We start from the raw sequence: 18,420 nt of genomic DNA on the forward strand, positions 1-18,420 counted from the left end.
TTATCACCAAATTTATGGCCAAATTTATCATTGACTTTTTTAAAACCATCCATATCAATAAAAGCAACCATATTGAAGCAATTCATATAATAACTATTTAAAATAGTTCTATCGAAACAATTAGTTAATGCATCTCGAGGAAAAGTTTCTCTATCATCTTCATCATAAACTATTGTTATTATTAGTATCTTGCCATAATGATTGATTTTTTGTCTAAATGTATAATACGACTTAATCTTCCCAGCAAAATTAACAGACTCTCTTACTGCTAAAAAATTTGATTTTGATTCTATTAAGTTTTTATCAATTTCAATACAGCCTTTATACTGCTCAAATTTCTCATAAATCTTAGATAAAGGTAATCCAACAAGGTCAACTTGCATAAAATCAATATGCGCTTGATTATTAAATAATGCATTGCCATCTGAGTCACGAATGATAACTAATCTACTGGTACAGTTAAGGTACGATTTAAAAAAACGGGTTTCTGGACTATTAGAACCTACTGCTATTTTATTATATTTTTTAAGCACATTTAATTTCACATCAGGGATGCTCAAGCTGTCCGATACTTTTGAACCGAGATTATTAAACTCATCAGCCATATGGATATCATTAATGATACTTTCACATATTTCATCATCATCATTTCTAATTAAATCATAAACTAATTTTTCTAAAACCAACTTGTCATCAATTGATTCTTCAGCTGCATCTTGGTTTCCTGTGATTTTCAAGTCAAAAATTTTCACTGGTTTAGAGAATAAAAAACCTTGATATGTTAACGCTTTACCATATGACTCAATTAAATCTAATTGTTTATTAGTTTCAACTCTTTCTATAACAATATGAAAATTATGGATGTCAGAAAGTTCATCTAATATGTATTTAAGATGTCTATAGCTATAAAAGTTATTTCTATATTTTTAACTAAAGAACCATCTATTTTTATCTCGTCAAAATCTAATGCTAAAACATGCTCAATATCAGAGAAACCTTTCCCAAAGTCATCAAGAGAAAACTTAACTCCTAAAGACTTAATTTTTGCCATCGAATTTTTTACACAATTCAATGACAAATAATTATCGTTTTCTGTTATTTCGAAAATAATATCAGATTCGTTAACTAAAAGTTTAGAGACTTTTTCAACAAAGAAATCAGATTCTAAACTCTGAATTGACATATTTATCGATACAGGGAAGCTCATACCCATGTATTCCTGATACGAGCGTCGCTCTAAGAGAACTTTTTTTATAACTGTGTAATCAAATAACGGCTTATTGCTAATGAATGAAATATAATCTTCTATATTTGATACACCAGGGATCCTTAGTAAAGCTTCTGCGCCAATAACTTTTCCATGTTGAACCTTTGGCTGATATAAAAACGAACATTTAGAAATCAAGAAAACACCCTGAAAAAAATATAATTACACAATAATGCTAGCCAAGAATTTAGCGCATCAATACAAGCAAGAATTTACATTAATTGCTTTAAATACAAATTATAAATAATTACACTCTGTATAAATCAATAGGTATTAAAGAAATATATATTATTTACTAAGTTAATTATTCCTTTAATTACTGTGGGTGCAAAAAAAACCAATTTTCTTTAAGCTTTTACTTCCTGCAGGTAAAGTAACAAAGCAAGAGTCTCCTAATGAATATATGTTTAATATATAATAATTACTACCATCATGAGCATAAATTTGTCCCTGAGATAGTTCATAATTAACAATGAACTCACTTGTATTACTGGTTATGGAAACAGAGCAGTCATCACTCGAATAGGTCGTTAATACTTCTGCTGAATCTAAATACTTTATATACCTAGTGTACTTAAAATAATCGTTAATAGTAATAGTGCCACTAAAATCAACCCTATACACATTATGCCATATTATTATAATAAGGAAGTTGATCGCAGATATTAATAATAATATTTTCGCTACTTTATTTATCATATTTTACATCGAGCTATTTTTTTATTTATATTAAATTCACATTCCTGATTTTTTGTTTTCAAAATGTATTTATTATCTGATATTTTTATAAAATCAAAATCTTTTACTTCGACTATTTCACTTAAAGGAACCAATTCATAAAAAACATGTTTATTAACACAATAAATTAGTGATGACATCGAGAAAATAAATACTAAAATTGAAAACAAAAACATTACTAGTTGTTTTTGTTTAATATTTACATCAGATTTCAACGTCACACTTTCTAAATTATCTTTAATTAATTCACATTCGACATCTAACGTTTTTTCTTTATATTCAATCGATTGTAAGTTATTAATCTTGTATCCCGTTCCTTTTACATTTTCAATAACTTCTCTTTCTGAATCTCTAATTGCAACTCTGGTTCGTTTTATTAATTGAGGTATGCTTTCATTAGATATCCACTGAGTACCCCAAAGTATATTTTTAATATTCTCATTATTACAAACTAAAGGATATTCCTTAATTAATAAATCAAGTATACCTGACACTAAAGGTGTAGTTGTACCGTATTCATTTAAATCGTTTCTTGCATCTTCTAGTGAATTATACAGTTTTTTAGTTTTTGGGTTCCAATAGATTTCATTAAGTTTGAAAAGCATAAAAAACCTTACTTAATAAGTACCTCATCAATAATGAGTATAAATAAACCTATTTTCCTTTGATGTCAATATCTTATGCTTAGCTAACTTAACACAATGGGAATAATAAACACCTAGCTACATAGGAAATACAATATAAGCACACACAGGTAACAACAAAGGTTAAAGTTTACACTGCACTCTTATTAGCTATCTATTGACGACTAAAGAATAAGCACTTATGCCACATAGCTATTTCACTTAATAATACAAATTTCACACTTAACTATCACAAAAACCAACAAGTGCTGCTTTAACAATGCCCTCCTATACTTTAAGGAAGGCATCAATAAACGTCATGTTGCTACTACGTATGAGTGCAACATATAAACAGTTAGCTTAACTGCTAAAATAAATAACTAGCACCGATATACATCGTTGTCACAGAACCAATATTTGTATAGTCCGATAATTGATAACGGTTTGCTTTATTAGTGAATTCAGCAAGATCATCACCAAAGATATGCTCAATACTTGCATTAAGAGCCATATTATCTGTCAAATTATATGAGCCTCCAAATGCGATTTTTGGTAACACTTTTGATTCTTTTTTATTAAAATCACTCGCATTACTTGAAAGCTCCTGAACAGTATAAGCTGCTCCCGCCTTTCCAAATATACTCCACTTTTTATTAAAGTTATATTTAGTCACACCTAAAACTGCGACATTATATCCATCATAGTCAAATCTTAGGTTTTCAATTTTTGTTTCATTCGTTGCATATGATGAGTAACTAACTTCTGCGCCATACTGAAATTTATTATTCATTTCAGTATTAAATAAAACCCCCGAGTTAAGACCCCAAGCAAACTTCCCAGACTCTTGCGAATAGTTAAACCCATCGATATCAGCATTAGGAGCCTCTATGCCCCCTATACCTACATTAACACCTACATAAGGCGTCATATTTGCTAAAGATGAAGCTGAAAATAAACCAAAAATTAAAGCAGCAAGGTGTATTTTATTCATAATAAATACCAAATAAGTCATAAAAATAATAGTTTCGTACTTAACTTCAATCATTTATCTATAGAAACTAAGTAATTAAAAAATAAAACCCTCCCATAAGTTATAGGTATGATTGGTGAGGATTAGATTTCGGTAGAAATATACATCAATCAAAAAACCAAGCAAATTATAATAAACGCTTACTTACGACATAATTCCGCATAATTAACAAAAAATGCAAAATACCAATAAAAACAATAAGTTATACCAAAAAGCAACAGTAAATAAAATATATATTTTTAAATAAATCTACATAAACATCATTTATTACAGCGGAAACACTTAAATTATAATTAATTAAAGTCTTATTATTTGATTAATAACTATTTAAATCGATGATTTATGATTTTATCGAGCCACTTACGGCCATCATCACTTGGAAAGTGATAATGATATTTATGTAACACCCGATTTTCACTCATTTTTTAAGAAAAAAAACACTTTAAACATAGTTTTATGAAGTTTTTATGACAGTGAATTTTTATAGTGACTTTATCAACCACTTAACTTATTCTCATGTTTCTTATTCAACAAGTTAACTACTTGAATTTCGTCTGGAGAATGGCGATGTTTGACTCATTTGTTTCGATTTTAACGGCTCTTTGGCAACAAGATTTCACCGTACTACAAAATCCAGCAAGTATGACGATGATTTACTTTTGTTTGATTTTATTTATTTGGTTAGAAAGTGCTTTCATTCCTGCCGCTCCTCTTCCTTGTGACAGTGTCGTTATCCTTGCGGGTTCACTGGCCGCTGCAAATGTGATTAGCTATCCTGTTATTGTCGCAGGTCTAATTATGGCGGCTGCGATTGGTAGTCAACTTGCCTTTATTCAAGGTCGTTGGTTGCATAAATTTCCAATGATCCAAAAATGGATCAATGCGGTTCCTGCTCATCGCTTACAAACGGTAGATTCCTTACTGGCTAAGCATGGTCTAATTGCATTGTTCGTCGCTCGCTTTATTCCAGTTGTCCGTCCTCTTCTTCCTTTAATGATGGGGTTAAGAATGCAAAAAGCATCACGCTTCCATTATTTCGCCTGGATGAGTGCGATTATTTGGATTCTTTTATTAACTGGCTTTGGTTATTCACTTTCATTCTTACCTGAAAAATTAGCTAAATACATCACAATGGCACTTATGGCTGCACCTGTGATCACATTAACGATTGCTATTGGCAGCTTTATTAGTGGCTACTGTGTAAAAAGATATCGTAGAAAGCATATTATTTAAAATCAAGCAATCTTAATAATAGCTATTTTATTCAAATAAAAAAAAGCCCTTAACTCACTATAAGTTAAGGGCTTTTTATTAACTATCTACTTTTCGATTATACGTCGTAAGTTGTTGATGCCGTATTACCGCCTGTACCAGTCCAGTTTGTGTGGAAGAATTCACCACGTGGACGGTCAGTACGCTCATAAGTGTGAGCACCAAAGTAATCACGTTGAGCTTGCAGAAGGTTCGCAGGAAGACGCGCTGTTGTGTAGCCATCTAGGAACGTAAGTGCAGAAGTCATACATGGCATTGGGATACCTGATTCCATAGACTTAGCTGCAACTTTACGCCAAGCGCTCATGCAGTTGTCTAGGATACCTTTGAAGTATGCATCTGAACCTAAGAAAGCGATCTCCGGGTTTGCTTCATAAGCATCACGAATGTTACCTAGGAATGCAGAACGAATGATACAACCACCACGCCACATTAGTGCTACGTTACCGTAGTTAAGATCCCAACCATTTTCCTTTGATGCTTCACGCATTAGCATGAAACCTTGAGCGTAAGAGATGATCTTAGATGCTAGTAGTGCTTGACGGACTGCATCAACCCACTCTTGCTTATCGCCTTCAATTGGAGCGATGGTCTTACCGAATAATACTTCAGCTTCAACACGTTGATCTTTAAGTGCAGATAGGCAACGAGAGAATACAGATTCAGTGATTAGCGTTAGTGGGATCCCCATGTCTAGCGCGTTGATACCAGTCCACTTACCAGTACCTTTTTGGCCTGCTGTGTCTAAGATCTTCTCAACTAATGCTTCACCATCTTCATCTTTGTAACCAAGGATGTCAGCGGTGATTTCTACTAGGTAGCTGTCTAGCTCAGTTTTATTCCAATCTGCAAATACAGCCTGCATTTCGTCAGAATTCATACCAAGACCATCTTTCATGAATTGGTATGCTTCAGTAATAAGCTGCATGTCACCGTATTCGATGCCATTGTGAACCATCTTAACGAAGTGACCAGCACCGTCGTTACCAACCCAATCACAACAAGGCTCACCTGCATCTGTTTTTGCTGAGATACCTTGGAAAATAGGCTTAACCGCTTCCCAAGCTTCTGGAGAACCACCTGGCATGATAGAAGGACCGAAACGAGCACCTTCTTCACCACCAGAAACACCCGTACCGATAAAGTGAATGCCTTTCTCACGAAGAGCAGCAACACGACGGTTAGTATCAGGGAAGTTAGTGTTACCACCATCAATGATGATGTCCCCTTTGTCTAGAAGTGGTACAAGTTTGTCGATGAACGTATCAACAACATCACCAGCACGTACCATTAGCATTACTTTACGTGGCGCTTCTAGTTTCTCAACTAACTCTTCTAAAGAATAAGCACCAACAATATTAGTTCCTTTCGCAGGACCTTCTAGAAACTCGTCTACTTTTGCAGCAGTACGGTTATGAGCGACAACTTTGAAGCCGTGGTCGTTCATGTTTAGGATAAGGTTCTGACCCATTACTGCTAGGCCGATTACACCGATATCACCTTTCATTATTTTCTCTCCTTGCGGCTATTCGCGATTATGCGATAGCGCTTGCTGCATTTGAATCGAGGAACCACTCTGTTTCACCAGTTTTAGACTGGATTTTTGCTGCCGGATAAGGCAACTCTGAAGCAGGTGTCGTATGAATTTCTTTAACGATCTCAACTTTTCCTGAACCTAGCACTAGATAGCTGATTCGTTTTGCTGCTTCTAAAACTTTCGCCGTTTTAGAAACACGGATTTGACCAGACTCAGGGTGAGATGCTAATACAGATAAGTTCTCATCTTGGTAGTCTGTTGCGCCTGGAAATAGTGAAGCTGTGTGACCATCTGCGCCAACACCAAGCAGGATCCAATCGAATACTGGTGTGCCGTTTTCAGTCGGGATGACATCTGCCATCTCTTTTGCAAAACGCTCTGCTTCTGCTTTTGGTTCATCTTCACCACGAATGCGGTGGATGTTTTCAGCAGGAAGATTTACTTGAGTAAACAAGAGTGCATTCGCTTCACCAAAATTGCTTTCAGCGTCATCTGGTGCAACACAACGTTCGTCACCCCACCAGAAGTGAAGATTATTCCATTGAATTCCTTCAGCATATGGTGCTTGAGCTAATAGCTGAAACAGCATTTTTGGGGTACTGCCACCAGACAGTGAGATATGGACAGGTTGGCCCTGCTCACTGTACGATTTCATTTCATTTGCTAAGCTTTCAACAACCAATTCTGGTGTTGCAAAAATTTTGTGATTGATCATAATTCGCAGTAATCCGTATCTGTTAAATTCTTACATGGGAAACGCCATGCACGATCATCTCTTTGTAGAAGCTCATCCGCTTCTTGTGGTCCCCAAGTACCACACGCATAGCCAAACAACGATTGAGGGTCTTGTTTGAAGTCTAAAATAGGCTGCACATATTTCCAACAGGCTTCCACTGCATCAGTACGAGCAAATAACGTTGCATCGCCATTTAAGGCATCGAGCAATAGACGTTCATACGCAGTGAGCATTTGAGTTTCTTGCAAATCAGCGTATGAGAAATTCATCTTAACTTCTTTCGCTTTAAAACCAGCGCCAGGCTCTTTTAAGCCAAAACTCATTTGAATGCCTTCATCCGGTTGAATACGGATAATCAATTTATTTTCAGGGGCATTCTGACCAAAAACTGGGTGTGGGGTTTGTTTAAAGTGAATAACAATCTCTGTTACTCGAGTCGGTAAACGCTTACCAGTACGAACATAGAAAGGAACACCATTCCAACGCCAGTTATTGATATAAGCTTTTAAACCAATGTAAGTTTCTGTTCGAGAATCATCAGCAACACCATGTTCTTCACGGTAACCAGCTAACTGCTGGCCACGTACATCAGATGCCGTATATTGCCCTAAAACAAGGTTTTTACGCAAATCTTCTTCTTCAAGCGGTTTAAGACATTGAAGAACTTTAACCACTTCATCACGAATTGAATCGGCATTAATTTGAGCCGGTGGTTCCATGCCTACCATTGCCAATACTTGTAGCAAATGATTCTGGAACATATCACGGACGGCACCAGATCCATCGTAGTAGCCACCACGCTCTTCAACACCAAGGAATTCTGCACCAGTGATTTCAACGTAATCAATAAAATTACGGTTCCATAACGGTTCAAACATCGCATTTGAAAAACGAAGAACAAGTAGGTTCTGAACGGTTTCTTTACCTAGGTAATGGTCAATGCGGTAAATTTGGTGTTCTTGAAAATGGTTATGAATTTCTTTATCAAGGCTTTGTGCTGATTCAAGATCATATCCGAATGGTTTTTCAATAATCAGACGTTTCCAACCATTAGATTCATCGTTAAGGCCATGAGTCGCTAGACAAGTTGGAATAACACCGTAAAGGCTTGGCGGAGTTGCGAGATAGAAAAGTGTATTCTGTTGCTCAAGTTGGTATTTTTCAGCTAACTGATCTAACTTAACAACCAGTTTACTGTAATCATCAACGTCTGACGTATTTACCGCTTGATAGTGTAAATGTTCACAAAATGCAATAAGCGTTTCTGGATCTGTTTTTTCCATCTCTTGCAGTGATTTTTTCATCTTTTCACGATACGACTCATCGTCATATTGAGAGCGGCTGACACCTAAGATTGAAAACGATTCTGAAAGTTGATTACTCGCGTACAGATGATACAAAGCAGGAATAAGCTTGCGGAAAGTAAGATCTCCTGAAGCTCCAAAAATTACGATGGTATTGTTGTCCGAAATTGTCATTATTTCTCTATCCGATACACAGTAAAGTATGCGCGTATAATAGAGAAAATCTTTTCAAATTTCTAATCAATTTTAATTATTATATCAATAGGTAAAACCGAACAATAAAGTAACCACATAAAATAAAAGAACATAAAAGCCCCAGATAACTTAGGGGCTTTATCATCAATGCCATGTATCACTTAGAACTCAACACCGTTGCAGGATGAAGTTGACTTGCCTTTCTTGCTGGATACCAGGTCGCAATGGCACTCAAAAGTATGGCTGTCGCTGTCACAATTGCGACATCGCTCCAAACTAGCTCTGAGGGTAAGAAATCAACAAAATAAATATCACCAGATAAAAACTGATGACCAATCAGTGACTCTAACCCTTTAATCATAGGTGTTAAATTTAAGGCAACAAACGAACCTAATGTAGATCCTGCTAAACTGCCTGTCACACCTGAGAATATCCCTTGGCATACAAAGATACGTTTAATTAAACCATCATTTGCACCCATGGTTCTTAAAATAGCAATGTCACCAGAGCGATCTTTCACGGCCATCATGAGAGTTGATACGATATTAAAACACGCCACGCCAATAACAAGCACCATAACAAGGTACATGATTGAACGAACTAATTGAATGTCTCGATATAAGTAGCCGTATTTCTGAACCCAACTGCGTAGGTAAACATACTCAGTAAGCGTTCCGCCAACTTCTCGTACTATTTCTTGGGCGTTAAGCACATCATTCACTTGCAAAGAAACACCCGTGACACTGTCACCTAGGTTAATATACTGCTGCGCATCTTTTAGAGGAACAATCGCTAAACCGTGATCGACCTGCCCACCTAAAGACAATAGTCCAACCACTTGCAAACGTTGGCGCTTTGGAGACCGAAGTTGCTTACTTACATTTTCATCTGGGATCATCGCCGTGATCCAATCTCCAACCTTTACATTTAATCTATCCGCAACGCCTTTACCTAAAATAACGCTTTGCTTGTTCGCTTCAAATGCCTTCCATGCTTCATTATCAATGTACTCAGGTAACTTAGAAACCGCCCCTTCTAATAAAGGTTCAACGCCTCGAACTTCAACCGCTTTTAATTTACTGCCTCGCTCAAGTAAGGCGGTAAATCGCACATAAGGAGCGGCGCCTGTAACCTTTGGGTGCTTCTTTGCTTGGGTCATCATGGTTTGCCAATCAGACACTGGGTTTTTAACCCCTTCAAGCTCAGCATGTGGAATAACAGAAAGCACCCGATTTTGCAGCTCACGCTCAAAACCATTCATCGCAGAAAGACCAATGATGATCACCGCTACGCCAATAGCGATACCAAGCGTGGATGAAATCGAAATAAACGACACCATTTTATTACGCTGTTTAGCTCGCGCAAAACGACCACCAATAAAAAGAGAAAGCGGTGAAAACATTACGCCTCCTGCTCTTGGCTTAATGCAGAACGAACGGTTTCAGTAATAAAGCGGCCATCTTGCATGCTTAGTTGCTTATCCAGTTTCGCCGCCAATTCATTATCGTGTGTGACTACTAAGAATGCGGTACCTGACTCTTGATTCAATTCGCGCATTAAATTGTAAATATCCAATGCGGTTTTATGATCCAAGTTACCTGTTGGTTCATCAGCAAGCACTAAAGCAGGCTTGTTAACTAACGCACGTGCAATCGCCACACGTTGACGCTCGCCACCTGACAGTTCTGAAGGACGATGTTCAATACGATGAGCTAACCCAACTTTCTCAAGTAATTCTGTTGCACGTAGTGCGGCTTCTTTCTTATGAACACCACCAATTAACAACGGCATCGCCACATTCTCTAACGCGCTAAAATCAGACAGAAGGTGATGAAATTGATACACAAATCCAATATGTTGATTACGGATTTTTGCCTGTTTATTCGCACTCAATTTTGTCAGTTCATTTTGTTGAAAATGAACCGTCCCTGATGTTGGTTCATCAAGTGCACCAAGAATGTGCAGTAATGTACTTTTACCAGAGCCAGATGAGCCAACAATCGCAACCAGTTCACTTTCATTAATTTGAAAATCAACCCCTTTTAGCACTTCCGTTTCCATTGTGCCTTCTTGGTAAACCTTATGAATACCCTGACAAACTAATAATGGATTACTCATATCTTAATGCCTCTGCTGGTTGTACGACTGCCGCTCGATAAGATGGGAATACGGTCGCTAATAAACTTAATAAAATTGCTAGAATAATGACTACACACACTTGTAATGGTTCAACCTGTGCTGGTAAAGATCCACCAACAGTAAATAACGATAATCCAAGTGTAGAAAGAATAACATTAATATTACTGGCAAATAATGCACCTAACGTACCGCCAACAATCGCACCAATCACCCCACTGCTTGCCCCTTGAACCATAAAGATAGAAAGCACTTGGTTACTTGTCATTCCTTGTGTTTTTAGTATCGCGACTTCGGCTTGTTTTTCCATTACCACCATAATAAGTGCAGAAATAATATTGAACGCCGCGATTGCGACAATAAGACCAAGCATTAAGCCCATCATGTTTTTTTCCATTTTTACCGCTTGGAATAATTCACCACGTTGATCACGCCAATCACTCCACATCATATTTTTTTCTAAAGGCAATGTAGCTAACTCTGTCACTTGGAATGGGTCTTCAAAGAATAAGCGCCACCCTGTAATATTGCCTTTTTTCAATTTCATTAAACGAGCCGTATCTTGAATGTTCGCAACCATTAATTGACCATCGACATCAGATCCCGTATTAAACACACCGACAACTTTAAAGTTACGTTGACTAGGAATGCGGCCTAGTGGTGTATATTGGCTTGCATTGGTTACCATAATACGGACGGTGTCACCATAACGAACACTCAATTCACGCGCTAGCGTTGAACCAAGGAAGATGCCATATTCTCCGGCGTTAAGTTGGTGAACATTGCCTGAAATTAATTCATAAGCAATAGGGTCATATTCATCTGGGTCAATACCAACAAGCATACCTGCACTCAACCCTTTTGCGCTTTGAATGATCGCTTCACCGCGAACCACAGGCGTTACTTGAGTAACATGAGGCAAACTTGCTACGTAATTACGATCATCTTCAGAAGGCGCAATTTGATCATCAACGGTTGATACCACCGCTTGTGGTAATACACCAAGGATCCGATCTTTTAGTTGAGCTTCAAACCCATTCATCACAGACAGCACCGTCACTAACGACAGTACACCAATAGTAATCCCTGCTGTGGACATATAAGAGATAAAACGACTGAATCTATCGCCAGAGCGTCCTCTTAAATATCGCAACCCTATAAATACTGATACTGGATGAAACATAAATTCTCTCAATCATGCTTTTTGAAGCTATAATAATGAATACAGTCTATCACGTAAAATACTGGTATTTATTCCTTTTTTTGTTCTTTTGTTCATCATACTTACCGATTAAACACTTGCTGATACCCAGTGACTTCGCCATAATCAATAAATAATAAATAGAGGGACGCTTATGTCACACGATGAATACTTTTCGGTTCACTACGATTTAACAGTTAATATAGAACCACTTGCTATGGACGCAATACTGCCAAACATGGAAACGTTTGAACGAGAGATCCCTACCCCATTTCGAGTTGCTCAAGAGTGCAGTTCTATTGATGATCTCTCTGAAAACGAGCTTTCTTTCTTGAAGTTAGATGATGGTAAACGTCTTGCTAACTATTTAAAAAATCAGAATCAAAAACTGAATCTACTGCTGTCATATCTATTAATTCAACAAGATGATGAAGCTTATCGCTATAAGACATCGAGCTTTGGTGCGAGTAAATTTACTTTTGAAAGTAAACACGCTCTACATTTAGATCAAAAAGCCAAAGTAAAACTCTTTCTGGAACATCCACCATCAGCAATTTATTGCTATGCTAGAGTAACGCAATGCACCGAGACTGAGACAGGCTATAGTATTGAAATGGCTTATGAGCTTCTTCGTGATATCGATCAAGATTTACTGATCAAAGCCGCTCTGTTCCAACAACAAAAAGTGCTTAAACTTCGTGCTCAAGAACGCAACTTAACCTAATAATTGAATATCCTGATGCCTATAAAAAACTTACTATCATTACCGTTACCAACGAAAGCCAATGATACACGCTCAATTGGTAACCTTACGGGTTCTTCTCTAGCACTTGCGATTGCAGAGATTGAGCAACAACACACTGGTCCTGTCGTGGTTGCGGTTACTGAGCCGCAATTGGCGTTTCGTTTACAAAATGAAATTAACCAATTTAGCCAACATTCAGTAGAGGTTTTTCCTGATTGGGAAACCCTTCCTTACGATAGTTTTTCTCCGCATCAGGACATCATATCTGACCGTTTATCACGCCTATATCACTTGCCACAGCAAAAAGATGGCACATTAATCGTTCCTGTTAGCACCTTATTACAACGCCAATCACCACAATCCTTCTTACATAAGCACGCATTAGTTGTGAACGTCGGTGATCGCCTATCGTTTGATAAATTAAAATTACAGTTAGAAAAATCTGGTTATTTACACGTTGACCAAGTCATGAGCCACGGTGAATACGCAAGTCGTGGATCTATTCTTGATTTATTCCCAATGGGTAATGCACATCCTTACCGAATTGATTTTTTCGATGATGAAATTGACACCATTCGTCAGTTTGATCCTGAAAATCAACGTACCATTGAAGAAGTAAAATCCATTAACCTACTTCCTGCTCATGAGTTCCCTACTGATGATGTGGCGATTGAAGATTTCCGTATTCGCTGGCGCCAACGTTTTGATGCTCGCCGTGAGCCAGAATCGGTTTACCAACAGATCAGTAAAGGCGCTTGGCCTGCGGGTATTGAGTACTGGCAACCACTGTTTTTTGATGAAACGGAAACTCTGTTTGATTACCTGCCAGATAACACATTACTGGTTACTATTGGTGATATTGAAAAAGCCGCCAATGATTTCTTGGCTGATGCCGAGTACCGTTACGATCAACGTCGAGTTGATCCACTTCGTCCGCTGTTGCCGGTAAATGAACTTTGGTTAAATACCTCTGATATGTTTGGCTTATTCAAACAATATCCGCGTGTAAAACTGGCAAAAGAGCCTGAGATTGAAAAAGTCGGACGTTTTAATCCTGATTTATTAGAACTGCCAGAAATTGCAATTCAGCATCAAAACAAAGAACCCTTCGCTCAATTTCGTCAATTCTATGAGAAATTCAGTGGCCAGGTTATTTTCTCAGTTGAATCTGAAGGTCGTCGTGAAGCCCTTCTTGAATTATTAGCACGTATTAAATTAAAGCCTGCAATTTGTAATTCGATGGAAGACGCCGTCGCGCATAAAAATAAAGCAACCTTAGTGATTGGTTCTGCTGAACGAGGCTTTATTCTTCAAAATCCATGCGTTGCCTTTATCTGTGAAAGTGACTTATTAGGTGAGCGAGTAATTCAACGTCGCCGTCGCGGTGACAATAAATCAATCAACAGCAATACCTTAATCCGCAACCTTGCTGAACTAAAAATTGGACAGCCAGTGGTTCACATTGATCACGGTATTGGTCGTTACATGGGACTGCAAACGTTAGATGTTGGTGATATGCCAGCGGAATATATGATGTTGGAATACCTCAATGAAACCAAACTGTATGTTCCTGTTTCATCATTAAATCTGATCAGTCGATATTCAGCAGGAGCCGATGAAACTGCCCCTATCAGCAAACTGGGCAGTGATACGTGGAGCAAAGCACGTCGTAAAGCCGCAGAAAAAGTACGCGATGTCGCAGCAGAGTTACTGGATGTATACGCAAAACGAGCCATCAAACCGGGCTTTGCTTTTAAACAAGATCGTGATGCTTATGCTGATTTTAGATCAAGTTTCCCGTTTGAAGAAACGCATGACCAAGAAATCGCCATTAACGATGTGTTATCCGATATGTGTCAAGCCAAAGCGATGGATCGCCTTGTTTGTGGTGATGTAGGTTTTGGTAAGACCGAAGTTGCCATGCGCGCAGCATTTTTAGCAACACACAACGAAAAACAAGTAGCCGTATTGGTTCCTACCACTCTACTTGCTCAGCAGCATTTTGAGAATTTCCGAGATCGTTTTGCTAACTTCCCAATTCGAGTTGAAGTTCTGTCTCGCTTTAAATCAGCCAAAGAGCAAAAAGAAATATTAGCGGCAACGGCGGAAGGCAAAGTAGATATCTTAATCGGTACTCACAAATTACTGCAAGACAGTATCAAGTTTGAAGATCTTGGTTTACTGATTGTGGATGAAGAGCATCGCTTTGGTGTCCGTCAGAAAGAAAAAGTAAAAGCAATGCGTTCAGACGTAGATATTCTAACGTTAACCGCAACGCCAATTCCTAGAACCTTGAATATGGCAATGAGTGGCATGCGCGATTTATCAATCATCGCTACACCACCGGCTCGTCGATTAGCGATTAAAACATTTGTGCGTGAAAAAGCAGATGATGTGATAAAAGAAGCCATTCTTCGTGAGATCAAACGCGGTGGCCAAGTGTATGTCTTGCATAACAATGTAGAAACGATTCAGAACGCCGCAGAAGAGATTGAAAAACTGATCCCAGAAGCTCGTGTCACCTTAGCTCATGGTCAAATGCGTGAGCGTGAATTAGAACGCATTATGGGTGACTTTTATCATCAACGTTTCAATGTTCTTGTGTGTACAACGATCATTGAAACCGGTATTGATGTTCCAACGGCGAATACCATTATCATGGATCGTGCCGATAAACTCGGTTTAGCACAATTACACCAGCTGCGGGGTCGTGTGGGTCGCTCACACCACCAAGCTTATGCGTATTTACTGACACCACATCCAAAAGCATTAAGCAAAGATGCAAGAAAACGTTTGGATGCGATTGCTTCACTGGAAGATTTAGGTGCCGGTTTTACTCTTGCTACTCACGATTTAGAGATCCGTGGAGCGGGTGAATTATTGGGTGATGGTCAAAGTGGTCAAATTCAATCTGTTGGTTTTACTCTTTACATGGAAATGCTTGAGCAAGCGGTTGAAGCCTTAAAAGAAGGTAAAGAGCCATCATTAGATGATTTATTGCGGGAACAAACAGAAGTCGAACTTCGTTTACCTGCATTAATTCCTGAAGATTACATTCCAGATGTCAATACCCGCTTATCTCTATACAAGCGTATTGCGAGCGTTTCAGACAATGGCGAATTAGATGAACTAAAAGTAGAAATTATTGACCGTTTTGGTTCATTACCAGAAGCGACTCAAACATTATTAGTCAGTTCAGAAGTTAAAATGTTAGCGGCTTCATTAAAAGTGAAGAAAGTAGAGGCGCATGGAAACGGTGGTTATATTGAATTTGAACCTACCGCTGACATAAACCCTATGTTTCTTGTGTCATTATTACAAAAAGAACCTACAGGCTTTGCACTAGATGGCCCAACTAAAATTAAATTTATAAAAGACTTAACAGAGAGACAAGTGCGAATTAAATACGTAATAAACTTGCTCAAATTGTTTTACGAAAATAGAATCTAACTATTAGATTTACATAATAAGAAAATACTAATTTTTGGTCTTGATTATGGACAACCAAGACTTTAAAGAACCATTTCACTGGAGTTTGAATGAAAAAAATAATTTATGCGTTAATTTTACTGGCAAGCTGGCCTTCTTTCGCTCGTCAATTTGACGTCGAAGTCATCATTTTTAAACGTAATGTTGAACCATCTTCTTATCAAGAATCTTGGCCTGATATTCTCGCTCCTATTAATTTAGAGCGCGCTTTCTCATATCGTGATAAAAAGATGATGAGCCGTAATGGTGCATCACTACTTCCTTCTGGCTACTACAAATTAAATGCAGCTTATACTAAATTACAAAATCATGCTGGATTTAAGCCATTAGTACATGTTGCTTGGCGCCAAGGTGATTCAGGATCATCTCGTTCTCCTATTTTCCATATTCAAGCAGGACAAGATTTCTCTGATCGCTTTGTTGCTGATGGTCGAACTATTGACGATGCAAAGGCTGATTTATCACTGGTTCCTTTAGACGCTCCAAAACCTGCGCTTATTGAGGGATCAGAAACTCTTGAGGTAGATACCGCAGCAACACCATCTTCAGGATCTCTTCTTGAGCTAGATGGAACAATGCAGGTTTACGTTCAACATTACTTATACGTAAATACAATTTTAGATCTTAAAGTACCTGGGCAACACGAATTTATCGTCAACACACCAAAAGAAGAAGTAACAACGGCGGAAACCGCAGAACTTTCTACTGAAGCGACAGCAATTGAAGATCCAAATGCGGATGTTCAGTTAGGTCATTTAGAAGACGTAACACCAGAAACTGAAATTAAAGAGTTTTTAAAGTCTTACCGCATGGAAGAAAGACGTAAAATGCGCAGTGGTGAAACTCACTATATTGATCACCCACTAATGGGCATGATCATCCAAGTGCGTAAAGTATAACACCGTAATTTCTTTACATAGTTTTACTAAATAGGACAACCATTGTTGTCCTATTTTATTTCTCCTTTTTTTAAAATCATGCTATTTTCACTCGAAATCATAACTTATGAGAATTCACATGAAATCCATTATCAAACCATTGTTACTTGTTCTTTCTTCAGCTCTTTTTTTAACCGCATGTGGTGACACTAACGAACCAAAAGAAGGCGTCCAATATGAAGTGCTTTCTACCACGTTACCTACAGATTCAATTGCACCTGTAACTGAAGTTTTTGCCCTATCTTGTGGCCACTGCCGTAACATGGAAAACTTTTTACCGGTGATCAGCCAAGAAGCAGGCACTGATATCGGTAAAATGCACATCACATTTAATCAATCAGCTCATGTTGCTGCTATGTTCTACTACGCAGCAGAAATGCAAACAGATGGCACTCCTGATCACGCTTTTATGGAAGACTTATTTGCAGCAACCCAAATGGGCGAAGGTACAACGCTTACTCAACAACAACAAGCTTATGCAAAAGCGTTCACATCTCGTGGTTTAACAAGTCCTTACGACTTTAATGAACAGCAACGTAATACTCTTATTCAAAAAGTAGATAATGCTAAGATGCTTTCTGAGCAATCAGGTATTAGCTCTGTTCCTACTTTTGTGGTTAACGGTAAATACAACGTATTAATTGGCGGTCATGATGATCCTAAGAAAATCGCTGAAACTATTCGCTATCTACTAGAAAAATAATTGATTTAATACCAATATAAGGAAATAACGTGACTAAAATCATCATCACCCTTGCTGTTATCGTTCTTGGTTATATGCTGTTTCAGCACTTTGTAAACAATCCAAAAGCAGCAAAAGAGAACATTGAAATTGGAAACGCATTTTTAGCTGAGAATGCAACAAAAGAAGGTGTTCAAACAACGGCATCTGGTCTTCAATACTTAGTTCTTCAAGAAGGCACAGGTACTGAGCACCCGACAGCGAAGAGCAAAGTTAAAGTTCATTACCACGGCACCACTATCGATGGTAACGTATTTGATAGCTCAGTTGAGCGCGGTGAGCCTATTCAGTTTGGTTTAGGTCAAGTAATCAAAGGCTGGACAGAAGGTGTTCAACTGATGGTCGTTGGTCAAAAGATGCGTTTCTTTATTCCTAGCAATTTAGCTTATGGCAATCGTGCTGCGGGTTCTATTCAGCCAGGTTCAGTACTGATTTTTGACGTTGAGCTATTAGATTTTTAATCAGCT

The 18,420-nt window shown here is 37.9% G+C and carries 16 protein-coding genes; 6 read left to right on the forward strand and 10 right to left on the reverse strand.

The features are described 5' to 3' along the window. The 4 genes from PVK62_RS13840 to PVK62_RS13855 form a co-directional block, all read right to left on the reverse strand. On the reverse strand, positions 1-737 hold a 737-nt coding region (locus tag PVK62_RS13840), incomplete at its 3' end, for a diguanylate cyclase domain-containing protein (RefSeq protein ID WP_274449459.1). A gap of 140 nt (positions 738-877) precedes the next feature. Next, complete coding sequence (locus tag PVK62_RS13845) at positions 878-1,405, reverse strand: EAL domain-containing protein (protein ID WP_274445393.1); 528 nt, start codon at positions 1,403-1,405, stop codon at positions 878-880. Positions 1,406-1,962: 557 nt separating this feature from the next. Then, complete coding sequence (locus tag PVK62_RS13850; RefSeq protein ID WP_274445392.1) at positions 1,963-2,610, reverse strand: winged helix-turn-helix domain-containing protein; 648 nt, start codon at positions 2,608-2,610, stop codon at positions 1,963-1,965. Between the two features lie 385 nt (positions 2,611-2,995). Next, a complete protein-coding gene (locus tag PVK62_RS13855) occupies positions 2,996-3,619 on the reverse strand; it encodes an outer membrane protein (RefSeq protein ID WP_274445391.1) in 624 nt (207 codons plus the stop codon). 606 nt (positions 3,620-4,225) lie between these two features. On the opposite strand from PVK62_RS13855, the gene PVK62_RS13860 reads away from it, so the two are divergent. Beyond that, a complete protein-coding gene (locus PVK62_RS13860; RefSeq protein ID WP_130087593.1) occupies positions 4,226-4,891 on the forward strand; it encodes a DedA family protein in 666 nt (221 codons plus the stop codon). Between the two features lie 97 nt (positions 4,892-4,988). On the opposite strand, the gene gnd is transcribed toward PVK62_RS13860, so the two are convergent. The 6 genes from gnd to lolC all read right to left on the reverse strand — a co-directional run bounded on the left by gnd (position 4,989) and on the right by lolC (position 12,021). Continuing rightward, positions 4,989-6,437, reverse strand: a complete 1,449-nt coding sequence (gene gnd / locus PVK62_RS13865; protein ID WP_274445390.1) for a decarboxylating NADP(+)-dependent phosphogluconate dehydrogenase — start codon at positions 6,435-6,437, stop codon at positions 4,989-4,991. Positions 6,438-6,465: 28 nt separating this feature from the next. Further along, positions 6,466-7,182: a 6-phosphogluconolactonase gene (pgl, locus tag PVK62_RS13870; RefSeq protein WP_274445389.1), complete on the reverse strand. Its 717-nt coding sequence runs from the start codon at positions 7,180-7,182 to the stop codon at positions 6,466-6,468. Further along, the gene (gene zwf, locus PVK62_RS13875) at positions 7,179-8,681 is read right to left on the reverse strand and encodes a glucose-6-phosphate dehydrogenase (protein ID WP_274445388.1); all 1,503 of its coding nucleotides are present in this window, start codon (positions 8,679-8,681) and stop codon (positions 7,179-7,181) included. Before zwf ends, pgl begins: the two co-directional genes overlap by 4 nt. Before the next feature lie 178 nt (positions 8,682-8,859). Further along, on the reverse strand, positions 8,860-10,104 hold the full coding sequence (gene lolE, locus PVK62_RS13880) for a lipoprotein-releasing ABC transporter permease subunit LolE (RefSeq protein WP_274445387.1): 1,245 nt from the start codon (positions 10,102-10,104) through the stop codon (positions 8,860-8,862). Next, positions 10,104-10,820 carry a lipoprotein-releasing ABC transporter ATP-binding protein LolD gene (lolD, locus tag PVK62_RS13885; RefSeq protein ID WP_274445386.1) on the reverse strand — a complete coding sequence of 239 codons (717 nt, stop codon included), beginning with the start codon at positions 10,818-10,820 and terminating at the stop codon, positions 10,104-10,106. Before lolD ends, lolE begins: the two co-directional genes overlap by 1 nt. Further along, positions 10,813-12,021 (reverse strand): lipoprotein-releasing ABC transporter permease subunit LolC, encoded by a 1,209-nt coding sequence (gene lolC / locus PVK62_RS13890; RefSeq protein ID WP_274445385.1) that lies wholly within the window; start codon positions 12,019-12,021, stop codon positions 10,813-10,815. Before lolC ends, lolD begins: the two co-directional genes overlap by 8 nt. Before the next feature lie 172 nt (positions 12,022-12,193). Here lolC and PVK62_RS13895 point away from each other — a divergent pair, with 172 nt between their 5' ends. The 5 genes from PVK62_RS13895 to PVK62_RS13915 all read left to right on the forward strand — a co-directional run bounded on the left by PVK62_RS13895 (position 12,194) and on the right by PVK62_RS13915 (position 18,414). Then, positions 12,194-12,763 carry a PilZ domain-containing protein gene (locus PVK62_RS13895; RefSeq protein ID WP_274445384.1) on the forward strand — a complete coding sequence of 190 codons (570 nt, stop codon included), beginning with the start codon at positions 12,194-12,196 and terminating at the stop codon, positions 12,761-12,763. A gap of 15 nt (positions 12,764-12,778) precedes the next feature. Beyond that, a complete protein-coding gene (mfd, locus tag PVK62_RS13900; RefSeq protein WP_274445383.1) occupies positions 12,779-16,234 on the forward strand; it encodes a transcription-repair coupling factor in 3,456 nt (1,151 codons plus the stop codon). Positions 16,235-16,323: 89 nt separating this feature from the next. Beyond that, the gene (locus tag PVK62_RS13905; protein ID WP_274445381.1) at positions 16,324-17,172 is read left to right on the forward strand and encodes a peptidoglycan binding protein CsiV; all 849 of its coding nucleotides are present in this window, start codon (positions 16,324-16,326) and stop codon (positions 17,170-17,172) included. Positions 17,173-17,290: 118 nt separating this feature from the next. Then, a complete protein-coding gene (locus PVK62_RS13910) occupies positions 17,291-17,914 on the forward strand; it encodes a thiol:disulfide interchange protein DsbA/DsbL (RefSeq protein ID WP_274445380.1) in 624 nt (207 codons plus the stop codon). 29 nt (positions 17,915-17,943) lie between these two features. Then, a complete protein-coding gene (locus PVK62_RS13915; protein WP_274445378.1) occupies positions 17,944-18,414 on the forward strand; it encodes an FKBP-type peptidyl-prolyl cis-trans isomerase in 471 nt (156 codons plus the stop codon). Positions 18,415-18,420: the final 6 nt, after the last annotated feature.

It is taken from the genome of Aliivibrio sp. S3MY1 (assembly GCF_028765575.1).
Taxonomy (GTDB): domain Bacteria; phylum Pseudomonadota; class Gammaproteobacteria; order Enterobacterales; family Vibrionaceae; genus Aliivibrio.